Here is an 18,588-nt window from a genome sequence, read left to right as displayed (position 1 = left end):
ATGGATTTAACTCAAGGAACCTTAGAAGAAAAAACAGGACGTGCTAGAAAGATGATGCTGTACTTTGGTATTGCTTCTTTAATCATGTCTTTTGCAGGTTGGACTAGTGCCTTTATAGTGAGTAGTTCTAGGCCAGATTGGCTTCAAAATTTTCAAATGCCACAACCATTTTGGATCAGTATTATCATTATGATAATAAGTAGTATTACCTTTATAGTGGCAAAAAAAGCATTAAAACAAGGCAATACTAATTTAACGACAGCAATGTTGGTGGTTACTTTTGTTTTAGGGTTAATTTTTATTTACAATCAATTTGTCGGATTTAATCAAATAATAGGTGAAGGTTATAACTTTACAGGACCAACAAGTAATATAACCGTTACTTATATCTACCTTATAGCAGTTGTGCATATAGTGCACGTTGTTATAGGTTTGATTCCTGTTTTGGTTGTGTTAGTCAATCACTTACGTGGAAAATATTCTGAAAAAAATATAGTTGGATTTGAGTTAGCCGAAACATTTTGGCATTTTGTAGACCTACTTTGGTTGTACTTATTTTTCTTCTTATACTTTTTTCTTAACTAAAGAAAAACAAACATTAAGTACAAAAAGCTTATTTAGATAGTATAAAATTAGACTTTGCTATTTTTTTAACTGAATAAAATGATTATTTTTGTGCCACATTTTAACAACTAATTTAACACTATGAATACTACAGTTGCAACTACTGATACAGAAGGAAAGACTTGGGAAGGTGGTAACCAACCACTAAAGGCAAGTTATGGTAAGATGATGATGTGGTTTTTTATCCTATCAGATGCATTAACATTCTCTGGGTTTTTAGCAGCCTATGGTTTTTCAAGATTCAAATTTATAGACGCTTGGCCAATTGCTGACGAAGTTTTTACACACATTCCATTTTTTCATGGTAACTATCCAATGATTTATGTAGCGTTTATGACGTTTGTATTAATTATGTCTTCAGTTACAATGGTATTAGCAGTAGATGCTGGACATCATTTAAATAAGAAAAAAGTAACGTGGTACATGTTTTTAACCATCATTGGTGGTATCATCTTTGTTGGTTCTCAAGCTTGGGAATGGAATACTTTTATCAAAGGAGACTTTGGTGCAGTACAAACAAAAGGAGGGAATATACTTCAGTTTGTGGATACAGATGGTAATCGTGTTGCGGTTAGAGATTTTGTTGCAGTAACACCTACAGAAAGAGAAACACACGAGCGTAACAAAGGACTTTGGTTTGTTGGTGAAGATGCTTTACCACCTTATCAAATTAATGATGTAGTAACTGGTTTTGAAGCCAATTCAAAAATCTTAGTAAGAACACAAACATTAAATGAAGAAGGACATAAAACAGTATTATCTAGAACAGAGTCATTAAAAGCTTTAAAAGAAAATGGTAAAGTTGTTGTAGAAGGTGCTAACCTTCATGTAAATGAATATGGATCTCCATTATTTGCAGACTTCTTTTTCTTTATTACTGGATTTCACGGTTTTCACGTATTCTCTGGTATAGTGCTTAATATTATTATTTTCTTCAATGTTGTTCTTGGTACGTATGAAAGACGTAAAAGTTACGAAATGGTTGAAAAAGTAGGTCTTTACTGGCACTTTGTAGATTTAGTTTGGGTATTTGTATTTACATTCTTCTACCTAGTTTAATAATTTTTTTAGAAACAATATATCATGGCAGACGCACATAAATTAGAAATATTTAGAGGATTAGTAAAGTTTAAATCTAATACTCAAAAAATCTGGGGAGTTTTAATCTTACTTTCTGTAATTACAGCAGTTGAAGTTTTATTAGGTATATACAAGCCATCTTGGGGAACTAATATGGTATTAGGTATGAAACTTTTAAACTGGATTTTTATAATCTTAACGATAGTAAAAGCATATTACATTACTTGGGACTTTATGCACATGCGTGATGAAGTACCTGGTTTAAGACGTGCTGTAGTATGGACAGGTATCTTTTTAATTAGCTACATAGTATTTATTTTGTTGCAAGAAGGAGGTTATGTATTTAACGTTTATGACAACGGTTTTATTAAAAGAGATTTTTAATACTGTTATCAATATAAAATATAGTTAAAAGGTGGTTTTTTAAAGCCACCTTTTTTATTTTTGTAATCTCATACAAATACAATAAAAATGGATAAAAAAATATCAAAAAAGTAGTTACGTTAAGCGCTTTATTTTTTCTTCCAGTTATATTTTTATTGTTTTTATATCCATCAACAAACAACTATAATCCTTTAGAAGTTGTTAAAACAGAAGTCTTAGATCTTCAAAATTTAACCTCTACAAATACAGAGACTCAATTCAAAGACTACATTACTGTATTAGGCTTTTTAGGTAAAGATCCTGAAGCTAGAGTTGTCGAGATGTCTAATCTTAAAGAATTAATCTACGATAAGTTTCAAGGTTTTAAAAAGTTTCAAGTTGTGACTTTGGTTTCAGAAGAAGCTAAAGAAGCAGCAGGTAGATTAAAACAGGAGCTTACTAAATATGGCGAACTTAAATACTGGAAGTTTGTGTATTTAAATGATTCCGATATTAAAAAAATGTTTAATAGTTTAAGATCAAGTGATGTATTGGATTTTAATCTTTCTACAAATAAAGTTTTCATTATAGATAAAGCATTAGATCAACGTGGTCGTCTAGATAATCGTACAAAAAAAGAAATAGAAAACAAGCGTGAAGCTTATCCTTTAACAGCTTATAATGCAGCAGAGGTTGCGCAACTTAAAAATGTGATGGGAGCAGATGATTTACGTGTTTTATTTACTGAGTATCGACAAAAGCGTAAAGGCGAGTTTAACTCTACTTCAAGACGTGCAGACGATTTAAAAGGGGATTTAAATTAATAAGTATCATGAGCAAAAAAACAAATTATTCTTACATAGGTATTTCATTTATAATCCTATTATTTGGAATTATTTTTATTCCTAAAATATTAGATCGTATAAATAATAAAGATGTTAATCGTGCTGCCGAAAGTAGAAGTAACGGTATACTTGTTAATACTAACACAGACTCCTCTAAAACTAGCGGATTAGACTATTTAGTTATTGATGGTAAGCGTAAAAAAGTACCAGAGTTTAGTTTTACAGATCAAAATGGTAAAACCATAACTAACAAAGATTACTTAGGTCAGGTTTATATCGTAGATTTCTTTTTTACTACATGTCCAACAATTTGTCCAAGGATGAGTTCTAACCTAACAGTTATTCAAAACACTTTTAAAGACCATACAGACTTTGGTATTGCCTCTTTTAGTATTATGCCAGATAATGACACTCCAGAGGTCTTAAAAGCGTATGCAGAAGATTATGGTGTTACTAGTCCAAATTGGCATTTAATGACTGGTTCAAAAGAAGACATTTACAAACTAGCAAACTTAGGGTTTAATATTTTTGTTGATACAGACAATTTTGAACATTCTGGTGATTTTGCATTAGTAGATAAAGAAGGTTATTTAAGATCTAGAAAAGACGATTTTGGTAACCCTAAAATATTTTACAAAGGGGTAATTAGCGAGCAGGAAAAAGTAGATGAAGATGGAAATGATCAAGAAATTACTATCTTGAAAGAAGATATTGCCAAATTGTTACAAGAGTAAATAAAACATTATTCTAATAATCATTAGATTTATTAACACCTATTATGAGTACTAGAAAATTAAACGGAGAGGAAAAATACAATAAGTGGATCATCATTTTATCAATTGTAATTCCTGTTGCAGTAGCAATACTATTTACCATAAAATTAAAAGATTTTGGTTTTAATATAGAGCCATTAACTTTCTTACCTCCAATTTATGCTGGTGTTAATGCTTTAACAGCATTGGTGTTAATAATAGCTGTTTGGGCAATTAAAAATAATAACCAAAAACTACATGAAAACTTAATGAAGTTTGCTATAAGTCTATCGGTTTTATTTTTATTAATGTATGTTGCTTATCACATGACTAGTGATTCAACTAAGTTTGGAGGAGAAGGCATGATTAAATATGTTTATTATTTTATTTTAATAACGCATATTTTACTATCAATTGTAGTTATTCCTTTTGTGTTAATTACTTATGTAAGAGGTATAACAAATAATTTTCAACGTCATAAAAAAATTGCAAAAATAACCTTCCCAATATGGTTGTATGTTGCTGTAACAGGTGTTATAGTGTATTTAATGATTTCGCCTTATTACGTTTAAGTATGAAAAATAAGATTATATTTTTTGTAATTTCAGTGTTGTTTACAATCCACAGCAATGCACAATGTGCAATGTGTCGTGCAGTTTTAGAAAACGAAGAAGGACAAACTGCTGCTAAAGGAATAAACAATGGTATCGTATACCTAATGTCCATACCTTACATCCTAGTTTTTGGATTAGGATTTTTTATTTATTGGAAATATTTTAAAGTTAAAAAAGATAAGACTGCTTAAAAAATAGTTGTTTAAAAAAAGTTACAAAATTATGTAACATTTTGTAAGCTTAGTAGTCTTATTTGTATTGAGTCATTTATCAATCAAAAAACCATCACTATGCTCAAAATAAGCAAGCTTCACAAGTCTTACCCAATAGGCGATTCTAGTCTACATGTTTTAAAAGGAATTGATCTTTCTGTAGAAGAAGGAGAAATGGTTGCTATTATGGGATCTTCAGGTTCTGGTAAATCAACATTACTTAATATTATTGGGATGTTAGATGAAGCTGATGAAGGCGAATATGTTTTAGATGGTGTACCAATTGTAAATCTTACCGAAAAAAAGCTGCTATTTATAGAAATAAGTTTTTAGGATTCATTTTTCAATCCTTCAACTTAATAAACTATAAAAATGCAATCGAAAATGTAGCACTTCCACTATATTATCAAGGACTTAAACGTAAAGAACGTTTAGAAAAATCGTTATTTCATCTTGAAAAAGTAGGATTAGCTAATTGGGCAAACCATTTACCTAACGAGTTATCAGGTGGTCAAAAACAACGTGTAGCCATTGCAAGAGCTCTAGCAGCAAACCCTAAATTATTATTGGCAGATGAGCCAACAGGAGCATTAGATACTAAAACATCTTATGAGATTATGGATTTTATCCAATCGTTAAACGATGAAGGTAAAACCATCTTAATGGTGACTCATGAAGAGGATATTGCAAATATGTGTAAGCGTATTGTGCGTCTTAAAGATGGTGTGATTATGGAAGATGTATTTGTTAATCAAGAAAGAGCTTCTGCACATGTTTGATAGAGACCTTTGGCGCGAAATTTTTCAAAGTATAAACATGAATAGGACCAGAAGTTTACTATCTGGTTTTACCGTAGCATTTGCTATTTCTTTATTTGCAATACTATTTGGAGTAGTTAATGGTCTTGTTAATACATTTGATAATGCATTTGCTGATGATGCAGCTAACTCTGTTTTTATACAATCTGGACGTACCTCAAAAGCCAATAAAGGATTGCAAGCTGGTCGTCAAATTCAATTTAAAAATGAAGACTACCAGTATATCAAAGATGAATTTGGAGATAAAGTTCAATTTATAACTGCAAGAGTTTACAGAGGAGGTATAGCTTCTTTTAGAAACGAACAAAGCAGTTATAATATTAGAGCAGTTCATCCTGATCATCAATTTTTAGAAAACACTAAAGTAGAATATGGTCGCTATATCAACCAGTTAGATGTGGATAACAAAACAAAAGTAGTGGTCATTGGTCGATTAGTTGAAGAAGATTTGTTTTTAAAAACTACAGCCTTAGGAAAATACATTAACCTTAACGGAATACAATACAAAGTCGTTGGGATTTTTAGTGACGATGGAGGAGATAATGAAGAGCGTTTAATCTACATGCCAATTTCTACAGCGCAACAAATTTATGGTAATAACGATTATATAGACCAAATTAACCTGACTTATAATCCTGATTTAAATTTTGATCAAGCCATCGGTTTTAGTAATCAACTTACAAAAAAACTAAAAGATAGATTTTTAGTATCTCAAAATGATCAACGCGCCATTAGAGTAAGAAATTTGGCTAACGAATCTAAGGCTATTAACCAAATGACAGGAGGTTTAGGTGTTATGGTTTTAGTTATTGGTTTTGGAACATTAATAGCAGGAATAGTTGGTATTAGTAACATGATGATATTTATTGTTAAAGAGCGTACTAAAGAAATTGGTATTAGAAAAGCCTTAGGTGCTTCACCTAAATCCATAGTACTTATTATATTGTTAGAATCTATTTTGGTTACTTTAATAGCTGGATTTGTAGGTTTGCTTATTGGTATGGGAGTTGTAGAGTTAGCAGGTCCAATGCTTGAAAAATATTTTATTAAAGATCCATCTGTTAGTTTAAGTGTAGTAGTTGCTGCATCAATAACACTTATAGTTGCTGGAGGTATAGCAGGCTATTTACCTGCAAAAAAAGCCTCGAGAATTAAACCGATTGTTGCACTTAGAAATGATTAAATTATAATGTTTTTATTCGAAAGAGATACATGGCAAGAAGTTTACGATAGTTTAAGTAAAAATAAACTACGTTCTGCATTAACTATGGTTGGTGTATGGTGGGGAATTTTATTACTTATTGGATTATTAGGATCTGCAAAAGGATTAGAAAATTCTTTTAATCGCTTATTTGGTGACTTTGCTACAAATAGTGTGTTTGTTTGGGCACAAAGTACTAGTAAACCTTTTAAAGGTTTTCAAGAAGGTAGACAAGTAAACTTAACGGTTAGTGATGCTAAAAAAATTGAAGAAAATGTAGAAGGAATAGAGTTTGTAGTGCCAAGAAATGTAAATTCTACATTAGTAGTCCATGATTTTTTATCAGGAAGCTTTAGTGTTAATGGTGATTATCCAATTTTGGATCAAGTCCAAAAAAAGAAAATGATTCAAGGTCGTTTTATCAACCAAACAGATATTGATGAAAATCGAAAAGTAGTCGTTATTTCAGAAGAAATTTACAAGCAACTTTTTGAAAAAGATGCTGAAATGATAGGAGAATACATTCAGTTAAACGGAATGAATTTTAAAGTTGTTGGTATGTTTGAAACAGGTAACGCTAATATGGGACCTTCAAGTGATATGCATATTCCATTTACAACCTTTCAGCAAATCTATAATATGGGAGACGAGATTAGATGGATGATGATTACTGGAAAAGCAGACTATGACATCTCTCAAATTGAAGCAGATGCTAAACTAATTTTAAAAAACTTAAACAACATTCATCCTGATGATAAGCGTGCTTTTGGAAGTTTTAATTTAGGAAAAGAATTTGCAAAAATCACAGGTTTTTTAACTGGTATGCAGTTTTTAACATGGTTTGTGGGTATAGCAACCTTAATAGCTGGTGTATTTGCTATTGGTAATATCTTGTTAATTACGGTTAAAGAGCGAACCAAAGAGATAGGTGTAAGACGTGCCTTAGGTGCAACACCATATGAAATTAAAAGACAAATAGTAGTAGAAGCTGTTTTTATAACACTATTAGCTGGACTTCTAGGAATAATTAGTGGAGGTTGGATTTTGATAGCGCTTGATGCTGCTTTTGGACAAGGTACAGAAGCTGTTATTGTCAACGCATCAGTATCTATTGCTGTAGTATTTATAGCCTTATTAATATTAGTGTTTTTAGGAACTTTAATAGGATTAATACCTGCTTTTAAAGCTACAAGTATAAAACCTATAGATGCTTTAAGAGAAGAATAAAAATCAATCAAAATATAGATTTAAACCAATAAAATCAACTGAGTAAACTGTATAAAAATGAAAAAAATAATCAAAATAATTGTAATAGTAGCTTTGGTAGCAGCTCTAGTTATGGTGTTAAAATACTTTAAAGACTCTAATTCAAAATCTGTTGAAGATTTTAAAACAGCAGTTCCTTTTTACACATCTATGCAAACCAAAACAGTTGCAACAGGTAAATTAAATCCAGAGGAAGAGGTAGAACTTAAACCTCAAATATCAGGAATTATCGATAAAATTTTAGTTGAAGAAGGTGATATTGTTCAGAAAGGAGATGTAATAGCTAAAATTAGAGTAGTGCCAAACGAGCAAAGTTTAGTTGGAGCAAGTGGTCAAATATCTACAGCAAAATTATCTTTTAATAATGCTAAAACATTGTACGATCGTAATAAAACATTATTTGACAAAGGTGTAATATCTAAACAAGATTTTGAAAATAGTCAATTAACTTTAAATCAAGCACAAGAAACTTTAAACCAAGCTCAAAATAATTACCAAATTATAAAACGTGGTTCATTATCTGGTGGTGGTTCTGCTAATACAAATATTGTAGCATTAATACCTGGTACTATCCTAGAAATTCCTGTACGAGAAGGTGATCAGGTTATTGAAAGTAACAACTTTAATGCAGGTACAACTATCGCTACAATAGCAGATATGAGTAAAATGATTTTTGAAGGAAAAGTTGATGAAGCTGAAGTAGGAAAATTAGAAGAAGGAAAAGATATTAAGGTTATTCTTGGAGCAATAAACGAAAAAGAATTTCCTGCTAAACTGACATTTGTAGCTCCTAAAGGTATGGAAGAAAATGGAGCTGTACAGTTTACAATTAAAGCAGATGTAACTGTAGAGTCTTCAACAAAAATTAGAGCTGGTTATAGTGCTAATGCAGAAATAGAAATGGAAAGCAGAGATAGTACTTTAGTAATTAAAGAATCTTTACTACAGTTTAACAGAATTACAGAAAAGCCTTTTGTTGAAATTGAAAAAGAAGCTGGTAAATTTGAAAAACAAAATGTAGAATTAGGATTATCAGACGGTATAAATGTTGAAATTACAGATGGTGTTAAAGAAGGAGATAAAATTAAAGTGTGGAATAAAGCATCAAAAGAAGATAACGATGAAGATGAAGACTAAAAATATACTACAATTTACATTAGCATTTTTTATAGCTATAACAGCAGTAGGTCAAGAAAAAAATGGACTTTAAAGGAAAGTGTAGATTATGCTTTACAAAATAATATTTCGGTAAAACAATCTATATTAGATCAGCAAATAGCAGAGCAGGACTTAAAATCTGCAAAAGGTAATTTTTTGCCAACGGTTAGTGGTAGTGCCTCTCAAAACTGGAATTTTGGTTCTTTTATAGATCAAAATGGAAGTAGAATCTCAGTAGATTCTAGAGGTAATGGATTCGGGCTTAGTACAGGTGTTACTTTGTTTAATGGTTTCAGAAATACAAATCTGCAAAAACAAGCCGAATTAGGTATTGAAAGTAGTAAAGTACAGTTAGATATTTTAAAAAATAATATCTCATTAAATGTGGTTAATGCTTATTTAAACATTCTATTTAATCGTGAAGCTGTAAAGCAGGCCCAAGAGCAAGTATCAATCAGCCAAAAAAGTTTAGATCAAGTTCAAGAACTTGTGGATGCTGGAGCAAGAGCAAGAGCAGATTTGTTAGTGTCTAAGTCTCAATTAGCATCAGATAATGAGCGTTTAGTTAATGCAGAAAATAATGTCGAATTATCATTATTAAACTTATCTCAACTGTTACAAGTTCCTGCAAAAGGGTTTGATATAGAAAATGTAAATATTGATTTAACTGAAGCAGTTTTAGCATATAATAACTCAAATGAAATATTATCTTACGCCTTAGCCAATAGACCAGAAATTAAAGGAGCTCAATTAGGTATAGATAATGCAGAATTAAATTATCAAATTGCTAGAAGTACTTATTATCCTACTTTAAGTTTTGGTGCAGGAGCAAGTACCTCTTACCAGCATTTACAAGGTCAGGAAGATGTATTACCAATTATAGTAGGTTTAGACCCTAATACAGGATTACCTATAATTGAAAATCAAAAAAATGGATTTTTAGAGCAAATTGAAAACAATTTGGGTTACAATGTTGGGTTTAGTTTAAGTATTCCAATATTTAATGGTTTTAGAACTGATGCGAGTGTTAAACGTGCTGAAATCACAAAAGAACGTGTTACTTTAGCTTTAGAGCAAGAAAAGCAAACACTAACGTCTAATGTTGAACAAGCTTTTGCAGATGCTAAAGCTTCATTAACACAATATGAAGCTTCAAAAATATCATTAGAATCTCAAGAATTAGCGTTTCAAAATGAGCAGGATAAGTATGATTTAGGGGTCAGTACTTCGTTTCAACTAGAACAAGTTAGAAATAGGCTAATAAATGCACAATCCTCTTTTTTGAATGCAAAATATAACTATGTATTTAAAACTAAAGTTTTAGATTTTTATCTTGACAAACCAATAACAGAATAAAAGTGGCATATATATTAAATATAGAAACATCAACAACAAACTGTTCAGTCTCTCTTTCTAACCAAGGAGAGACTTTGGTGTTAAAAGAAGATTATGGAAATGGATATTCTCACGCAGAAAAACTCCATGTTTACATTGAAGAAGTTTTAAAAGAAGCTAAAATAAACTCAGAACAATTACAAGCAATAGCTGTAAGTAAAGGTCCTGGTTCTTATACAGGATTACGTATTGGTGTATCTGCAGCAAAAGGTTTAGCTTATGCTTTAAATATACCTTTAATCTCTGTATCAACTTTGCAAGCTTTAGCAAAACAAGTTGAAGCAGATTCTGGTCTTATTGTACCAATGTTAGATGCAAGACGTTTAGAAGTCTATTCTGCTATATTTGATATAAATAATACATTGGTTAGAGAGATTAAAGCTCAAATATTAGACGAAAAGTCTTTTGAAGAACAATTAAATCTAGGTAAAGTTTATTTTATTGGTGATGGTGTTGCAAAAACTAAAACATTATTATCTCACACTAATGCAGTTTTTATCGAAAACAAGTTGCCATCTGCAGACCAAATGAGTGCATTAAGTTTTGATAAGTATAAAAAAAGCGACACCGAAGATGTCGCTTATTTTGAGCCTTACTATTTAAAAGACTTTGTTGCGTTAAAACCAAAGTCTAAAAAATAATTATCCTTCTTTTTGAATTTCAACAGAATGTGGGTAAGGTATTTCTATTCCTGCAGCATCTAATGCTTCTTTAGTTTGTTCAGTAACATCAAAGTACACAGTCCAGTAGTCCTCAGTTGTAGACCATGGTCTAACAGCAAAATTCACCGAGCTGTCAGCTAGTTCCATAACATTAACTGTTGGCTCTGGAGATTGTAAAACTTTTGGGTGATCTTTTAAAACTTTCATTAAAACGTCCTTTGTTTTTTTAATGTCAGAATCATATCCTACACCAAAAACTAAGTCTACACGACGTGTTCCTTCAGTAGAAAAATTAATAATATTTCCGTTAGATAAAGAACCATTTGGTATAATAATTTCTCTGTTTGATAAACCTGTAAGTTTAGTAGTAAATATTTGAATTTCTTTTACAACGCCAACTTCTCCTTGAGCTTCAATTAAATCTCCTATTTTAAAAGGTTTAAATAACATTATTAAAACACCACCAGCAAAATTACCTAATGAGCCTTGTAATGCAAGACCAATTGCTAACCCAGCAGCAGCAATAATAGCAGCAAAAGAAGTGGTTTCAACACCTAATGTGCCCAGTACTACAATTATTAAAACAATTTTGAAAATCCAATTAATAAGGTTTAGTAAAAACTTCTGTAGGCTTTCATCATAACTTCTTATAGCCATTAATTTTTTTAAGCCTTTAACTAATTGCTTAATTATAAAATTACCAATAATCCAAATAGCAATAGCAGCTACTAATTTTGGAGTGTATTCAATAATTAACTCTGTGCCTTTATCAAGCCATTTTTGTAAATCCATAATATATAATTTTTGTTTTAAGCAAATATAATTATTAATGTTAATCTTTTTCTTTGGGTAGGAATAAATAGATTAAAATTGTTTTATTCAAAACAGATGTATTGTTAATTTAAATAAGCTCTATTTTTCTTACAAAAAAAGGAGCTATTTTATTGATTTTAATACGTGTAATAGTGTTTTTGCTAAATTTATTAATCATAATTTTAGTATAATTGTAAATCGTAATTATATCAATCCCTTATTATAATAAAACATGAAAAAACTTCTACTAGTTATAACTTTCCTCAGTATTGTACTAAATGCTAAATCTCAAGATATTATTATGCAAAACGGAACAGTTAACCAATGTTCTGGAGTGTTTTATGATTCGGGTGGATCTACAGCAAATTATATGGATGGAGAAAACTATGTAATGACTATTTGTCCTGATGGACCAGATCAGTTTGTTCAATTACAATTTACTTTATTTAGTACACAATTAAATTCGGATATTATGACTATTTACGATGGTGATGATATTACAGCTGATGTTATTGGTGTTTTTTCAGGAGGAGGAGCAGCAAATAATCCAGGTACAGTTTCTGCATCCTCAAATAGTCTTTCAGGCTGTTTAACAATAGAGTTTATATCAGATGCTAGTACCAATACTTTAGGTTGGGCAGCAAATGTATCTTGTCTACAGTCCTGTCAAGATATTACGCCAACAATAGATACGACAAATCCTGTAGCAGATGGTACAGGGGTAATTCAAATTGCTTTGGGTGGAACTGTCAGTTTTGATGGTAGTGCTGTTTTTGGAGATGATGATACAGGTGCTATTTATAGTTGGAATTTTGGTGATGGTACTTCCGCAACAGGACAGTCTGTTAGTCACGACTATAATAATATTGGGACTTACACTGTGACATTTACTGCAAGTGATATTAATCCAACAGGATGCTCAGAGTCAGTTACTATTGAAGTTGACGTTTTAAGTCCATATATTGATGTTGATCAAACAACATATACTGTTGATGAGTTAGTAGAAAATGTGTTAATTGATAGTCCATGTGCAACAGTTTCTTCTATTGGATCTAGTACTGGTATTAATTTTGGACAAGAAAACGGGATAGGATATTTTACAGCACTTCCTGGTGCTTTTGCTTTTGAATCTGGAATTGTTTTAAATTCTGGTGATGCTATGGAAGCTGAAGGACCTGAAACAGGAACCCAAAGTAGTGGCGGATGGGCTGGTGATGCTGATTTAGAAAATGCAATTCCTGGTTTAAATGTAGGAGATACTAATGATGCAACATATATTGAGTTTGATTTTGTACCAATTGCTAATTCTATAAGTTTTGATTTCTTATTTGCTTCTGAAGAATATGGAGGTTTTCAGTGTAGTTTTACAGATGCATTTGCGTTTTTATTAACAGATCTTACAACAGGGAATGTTACTAATTTAGCTATAGTACCAGGAACAACAGATGTTGTGTCTGTTTTTACAGTAAGAGATAATACTTATAATGCGTCTTGTGCTTCAGTTAATCCTGGATATTTTGATTCGTATTATGGTGCAGGAGGAGAGCCTGCTATAAATTCTCCAATTGATTTTAGAGGTTATACTCTACCAATGACAGCTTTCGCAAATGTCATTCCAAATAATAATTATAAGATAAAATTAGTTATCGCTGATGATGGAGATTCAGCATATAATGCTGCAGTGTTTTTGGGAGCAGGTTCTTTTAATTTAGGAGGTGATTTAGGAGAAGATGTTACCATAGCTCAGGGTACAGCAATTTGTAGTGGAGGTGTAATTCCTCTTGATACAAATGTACCTTCTGCTACTCATATATGGTATTTAGATGGTAATGTTATTCCAGGAGAAACGGGGTCAACTTTAGACGCTACACAAAACGGTGTTTATAGTGTAGATGTTATTTTTTCGGGATCTTGTCAAACTTCTGATTCTGTTATTGTAGAATTTATTCCAGGTCCAACTGCAGAAAACATTATTGATATAGAGGTTTGTGATAATCCAACTGGAGACGAGGTGTTTGATCTTACTCTAAACGATGTTGAAGTGATAGGTACTCAAGACCCAACAGAAGTAACTGTTAGCTATTATAATCTTTTAGCTGACGCAGAAAATGATATAAATGAAATTGTAGATCCATCAAATTATATAGGAACAGGTACTTATCCTGAAACAATATATGTTAGAATTGATGATACTGCTTCTCAAACATGTTTTGATACGGACTCATTTAATATAGATGTTACTATAACAGATATCAATCCTGTTTTGGATATGGAAGTATGTGATGATATCTCAAATGATGGATTTGAGCTTTTTGATTTAGAATCTCAAACAGCTTCTATTTTAGGGACTCAAGCCACTTCAGATTTTGTTGTAACTTATCACACTTCTTTTACAGATGCAGATACAGGTGCTAATGCTTTGTCAAGTCCATATAATGGAAGTAATGGTGAATTTATTTTTGTTAGAGTAGAAAATATTTTAGATCCAACTTGTTATACTGTTAGTCAAGATCCAAATGGGGAATTTACTTTAGTTGTTAATACTGTAGCCATAGCAACACAACCAATGGATATGGTCGTTTGTGATGATCAATCAGAGGATGGAGTTGAAATTTTTGACCTAACGTCACAAGAATCTATAATCTTAGGAACTCAAGATCCTAATGATTATACTGTTTCTTTTTATGAAACTATGACTGATCTATCCACTGAAACTAATGCTATTGCTAATCCTACAACGTATCAAAATACAGTTTTATCTCAACAAACTATTTATGTTCGTGTTAATGAAAATGCTAATCCAACATGTTATGGTAACACTACTTTTGATTTAATTGTAAACCCACTACCCACCGCAGTGACACCAACCGCATTATCAGTATGTGATGATGGTACACCAGATGGATTAACTAGTATAGATTTAAGTATAAAAAATAATGAGATTAGTGGAGGTAACCCATCATATGCAGTGACATATTATTTGACACAAGCAGACGCAGACGCAGAGGTTAATCCTTTACCAATACCTTACGATAACATCAGTAATCCACAAATTATATTTGTACGAGTAGAAGATGTAAATACGACGTGTTATACAACTACGACATTACAATTAGAAGTAGAGCAAGCACCAGTAACCTTTCCACCATCAGATTTAACATTTTGTGATCCAGATAGTGATGGTTTTGGAGTGTTTACATTAACAGATGCAGATGCCGAAATCACAGCAGGCGCACCAGGATTAACGGTAACCTATCATGAAACGTCAAGTGACGCTCAGTTAAATGTTAACCCTTTAACTAGTTCATATAATAATATAGTCGAAAACACTCAAACCATTTATGTTCGAGTAGAAAGCACAACAATATCAACAGCATGTGCTAGTTATGAAACGTTAACTCTAATCGTTTACCCAACACCTCAAATCACAGATCCAAGTCCATTGGAAGTTTGTGATAACGATGCCGATGGAATTGCAATTTTTGATTTAGAATTAAATAATGCAGAGATTTTAAATCAGTTAGATTCAGATACAAGTAACGATTTAGCTACAGCAGATTACACGATTACATTTTACGAGACTTTAGCCAATGCAGAAGTACCACAAAATGCAATAGCAACCCCAAATGCTTATACAAACACTACTCCAGATTTACAAACTATATGGGTTAGAGTAGACGATAACGCCAATGGATGTTCAACAGTAACAACCATGGATTTAGTAGTTAATCCATTACCAGTATTAGTACAGCCAGATGCATTAGAGTTGTGTAATGCTACAGATTTACCAGGAGAAACTAGCGCTTTAGCGCAAGAAGAATTTACTTTAGAAGATGCCAATGCACAAATTTTAAACGGACAAAGTGGTATTACGTTAACGTACTATTTCACACAATCTGGAGCCGATAATGCAACAACAGCAGACCAAATCTTTAGTCCATATACCAATGTTGCCAATGCCCAAACGGTGTATATCAGAGCCGAAGACAATGTAACTAATTGCGTTAGTACCATTACTTTAGATTTACGAGTAAACCCAACACCATCACCACAAGCTACACCAGCAGCATTAGTAGTATGTGATGATGATAACGACGGATTCTCAAGCTTTGACTTAGACAGTCAAACTACAACAATCTTAAACGGAGAGCCAGATGTCACTATTAGCTACCACGAAACCGAGTCGGATGCCATCAACGACATCAATGCATTAGTAAGTCCATATACCAACATTGTAGCCAATACCCAAATGGTCTATGTGCGTGCAGAAAATGACAACACAGGATGTTTTACTATCGTTATGCTACCATTAGACGTGCAACCTTCACCAGTAGTACCAGTAGCAATCGACGATTACGTAGTTTGTGATGATAATGACGATGGTTTCAATCAATTTGATTTTGATACGGTTATGACACCACAAATCTTAGGGACTCAAAACCCATCAGATTTCACACTAACCTACCACACCACACAAGCCAATGCAGACAGTGGTACTAGTCCAATCGCTAACACAAGTAACTATACCAACGTAACCAACTCACAAACTATTTATATACGTTTAGTAAGTAATACCAATGGATGTGTTAGTACAGGCGAATTTATAATCAGCGTAGAATTTCCACCAGTAATCGTACAACCAACACCATTAACCATTTGTGATGAGTTAGATGCTAATTATTACGAAAACAATGATGAGATAGCCACTTTTGATTTAACCGTTAAAAATGATGAAATCACAGCAGGTACTGCTAGTTGGATTGTGACGTATTACGAAACACAAGCCGATGCTAACGCAGACAGTAATGCTATAGTAGACCCAACCCAATACACCAATATGATGGTCGGTACCAATCCAGCCAATCCACAAACAGTGTATGTACGTGTTACCGATGGTGACACAGGATGTTTTTCATTCACGACGTTAACCATACGTGTATTACCAAACCCAACACCAACACCAAACCCAGATAATATCGTGTTATGTGATGATGTTGATGTAGCTGGACCAAACGATTTAATCGAAATCTTTGACCTAACCACCAACGAGGTTGCAACCATAAATGGAGAAGCCAACGTTAGTGCAAGTTACTACACAGATCTAGACGATGCCTTAATGGGAAGCAATCAGATTGTAGATCCAACCATGCATAGTAATGAAGATCCAAACAATCCAGGCGTAGCGATTACACCACAAACTATATATGTACGTGTAACTAATGGGTCAGATGCTTTAGGAACAGGTGGAACAGGATGTTTTACTATTGTAAGTTTTGATATCATGGTCAACCCATTACCAGCAGTAGTGCCAATATCAGATTATATTTATTGCGAATTATTTAATGACGGACAATATGGATTTGATTTAGAGAGTAAAACGGACGAAATCCTAAACGGACAAGACCCAACCCTTTTTACAGTCACTTATCATGAGACACAAGCAGAAGCAGACCAATCTGTTAATGCCTTGGTTAGTCCATATACCAACACTAGTAATCCACAAACCATTTATGTAAACATCACTAATACCATCACTGGTTGTGATACCACAACAACGTTTGTGATAGAGGTTCAAGAAGCAGCACAAGCCAATCCAGATATGGATCCAATAAATTATGAGTTATGTGATGACAACATGGAAACCGATGGAGACACCACCAATGATAGTGTACAATTTGATTTAGAAAGTTTAAATGACGAAGTATTAGACGGACAAGATCCATTAAACTACATTGTAAGTTATTATGAGTCACAATCAGATGCAGATGCAGGCATCAATCCATTACCATTATTATATGAAAACATCGTTAACCCACAAGTTATTTACGTAAGAGTAGATAACGACACAATGGTAGACGATGGAACCGGAACCATGGTAGACAGTTCAATCTGTTATGATACAGCCGAAATCATCTTACAAGTCCATCCATTACCAGAGTTTGATTTAGAAGACAGTTATTTACTATGTATCAACACCAATGGGTCAGAAGTAGTCAGCGCACCAATCATAGACACAGGATTAGATGAGACCCAATACACCTTTGAGTGGTCATTAGACGGAGTAACCCTTTCGGGAGAAACAGGAAGTAGCTTAGAGCCAACCCAAGCAGGTACTTATGAAGTTATAGTAACCAATGTAACCACTGGATGTGAAAACACAGATACGACTATAGTCGAAGAAAGTGAGCCACCAACAGTAACCTATGAATTATTAACAGAAGCCTTTGCAGATGTTCATAATATAGAAGTTACAGCAACAGGAAGTGGAGTAGGAGTTTATGAGTTTAGTTTAGACGATGGACCATGGGAAAGTAATATCCCAAACAACGGAAGCTTTACCTTTAAAGATGTAGGAGCAGGAGACCATATAATAACAGTAAGAGATATAAACGGATGTGGAGAGCGAAGTGTACCAGTATCAATCATGGACTATCCACACTTCTTTACACCAAACGACGATGGGTTTAATGACACATGGAACATCTACGGGATCGGCAATCAACCAGATGCAGTTATTTACATATTTGATCGTTACGGAAAGCTAATAAAACAGTTAAGTCCAATAGGATCAGGATGGGATGGAACCTACAATGGTAACCCAATGCCAACCAGTGATTATTGGTTTACTGTAGATTACAGAGAGCCGAATGATACTAATAACACCAGAAAACAATTTAAAGCGCACTTTACCCTAAAACGCTAAAGTAGCTTTAAAAGCAAATAAGTAATACACAAAAAAAAGCCTGAACATAATGTTCAGGCTTTTTTATATAAAGTAAAACTAC

Annotated in this window: 14 protein-coding genes and 1 pseudogene; 14 read left to right on the top strand and 1 reads right to left on the bottom strand. The window is 32.7% G+C overall.

Annotated features, from left to right (window positions below):
- The 13 genes and pseudogenes from AC0L4B_RS01675 to tsaB all read left to right on the top strand — a co-directional run bounded on the left by AC0L4B_RS01675 (position 1) and on the right by tsaB (position 10,969).
- On the top strand, positions 1 to 585 hold the full coding sequence (locus AC0L4B_RS01675) for a cytochrome c oxidase subunit 3 (RefSeq protein ID WP_473438271.1): 585 nt from the start codon (positions 1 to 3) through the stop codon (positions 583 to 585).
- Between the two features lie 120 nt (positions 586 to 705).
- Entirely contained in the window at positions 706 to 1,683 is a 978-nt protein-coding gene (locus tag AC0L4B_RS01670; protein WP_473438270.1) for a cytochrome c oxidase subunit 3, read from the top strand.
- Positions 1,684 to 1,707: 24 nt separating this feature from the next.
- The gene (locus AC0L4B_RS01665; protein WP_473438269.1) at positions 1,708 to 2,088 is read left to right on the top strand and encodes a cytochrome C oxidase subunit IV family protein; all 381 of its coding nucleotides are present in this window, start codon (positions 1,708 to 1,710) and stop codon (positions 2,086 to 2,088) included.
- 155 nt (positions 2,089 to 2,243) lie between these two features.
- Entirely contained in the window at positions 2,244 to 2,891 is a 648-nt protein-coding gene (locus tag AC0L4B_RS01660; protein WP_473438268.1) for a hypothetical protein, read from the top strand.
- Between the two features lie 8 nt (positions 2,892 to 2,899).
- Positions 2,900 to 3,646: an SCO family protein gene (locus AC0L4B_RS01655; RefSeq protein WP_473438267.1), complete on the top strand. Its 747-nt coding sequence runs from the start codon at positions 2,900 to 2,902 to the stop codon at positions 3,644 to 3,646.
- A gap of 44 nt (positions 3,647 to 3,690) precedes the next feature.
- On the top strand, positions 3,691 to 4,236 hold the full coding sequence (locus tag AC0L4B_RS01650; protein ID WP_473438266.1) for a DUF420 domain-containing protein: 546 nt from the start codon (positions 3,691 to 3,693) through the stop codon (positions 4,234 to 4,236).
- Between the two features lie 2 nt (positions 4,237 to 4,238).
- Positions 4,239 to 4,469 (top strand): hypothetical protein, encoded by a 231-nt coding sequence (locus AC0L4B_RS01645; protein ID WP_473438265.1) that lies wholly within the window; start codon positions 4,239 to 4,241, stop codon positions 4,467 to 4,469.
- A 99-nt stretch (positions 4,470 to 4,568) separates the two neighbouring features.
- Positions 4,569 to 5,269 (top strand): annotated as a pseudogene (locus AC0L4B_RS01640) (ABC transporter ATP-binding protein).
- A complete protein-coding gene (locus AC0L4B_RS01635; RefSeq protein ID WP_473438264.1) occupies positions 5,262 to 6,491 on the top strand; it encodes an ABC transporter permease in 1,230 nt (409 codons plus the stop codon). Before AC0L4B_RS01640 ends, AC0L4B_RS01635 begins: the two are co-directional and overlap by 8 nt.
- A gap of 3 nt (positions 6,492 to 6,494) precedes the next feature.
- Entirely contained in the window at positions 6,495 to 7,736 is a 1,242-nt protein-coding gene (locus AC0L4B_RS01630; RefSeq protein WP_473439374.1) for an ABC transporter permease, read from the top strand.
- A gap of 57 nt (positions 7,737 to 7,793) precedes the next feature.
- Complete coding sequence (locus AC0L4B_RS01625) at positions 7,794 to 8,912, top strand: efflux RND transporter periplasmic adaptor subunit (RefSeq protein ID WP_473438263.1); 1,119 nt, start codon at positions 7,794 to 7,796, stop codon at positions 8,910 to 8,912.
- A gap of 12 nt (positions 8,913 to 8,924) precedes the next feature.
- Positions 8,925 to 10,289 (top strand): TolC family protein, encoded by a 1,365-nt coding sequence (locus AC0L4B_RS01620; RefSeq protein ID WP_473439373.1) that lies wholly within the window; start codon positions 8,925 to 8,927, stop codon positions 10,287 to 10,289.
- Between the two features lie 2 nt (positions 10,290 to 10,291).
- Positions 10,292 to 10,969 (top strand): tRNA (adenosine(37)-N6)-threonylcarbamoyltransferase complex dimerization subunit type 1 TsaB, encoded by a 678-nt coding sequence (tsaB, locus tag AC0L4B_RS01615; protein WP_473438262.1) that lies wholly within the window; start codon positions 10,292 to 10,294, stop codon positions 10,967 to 10,969.
- On the opposite strand, the gene AC0L4B_RS01610 is transcribed toward tsaB, so the two are convergent.
- Positions 10,970 to 11,782, bottom strand: coding sequence for a mechanosensitive ion channel family protein (locus tag AC0L4B_RS01610; RefSeq protein WP_473438261.1), 813 nt, complete (start codon positions 11,780 to 11,782; stop codon positions 10,970 to 10,972).
- Positions 11,783 to 12,035: 253 nt separating this feature from the next.
- Between AC0L4B_RS01610 and AC0L4B_RS01605 the strand changes: the two genes are divergently transcribed.
- The gene (locus AC0L4B_RS01605; RefSeq protein ID WP_473438260.1) at positions 12,036 to 18,506 is read left to right on the top strand and encodes a choice-of-anchor L domain-containing protein; all 6,471 of its coding nucleotides are present in this window, start codon (positions 12,036 to 12,038) and stop codon (positions 18,504 to 18,506) included.
- Positions 18,507 to 18,588: the final 82 nt, after the last annotated feature.

The organism is Olleya sp. NP1-10, assembly GCF_055804415.1.
This window is presented reverse-complemented; position numbering and strand designations above follow the sequence as displayed.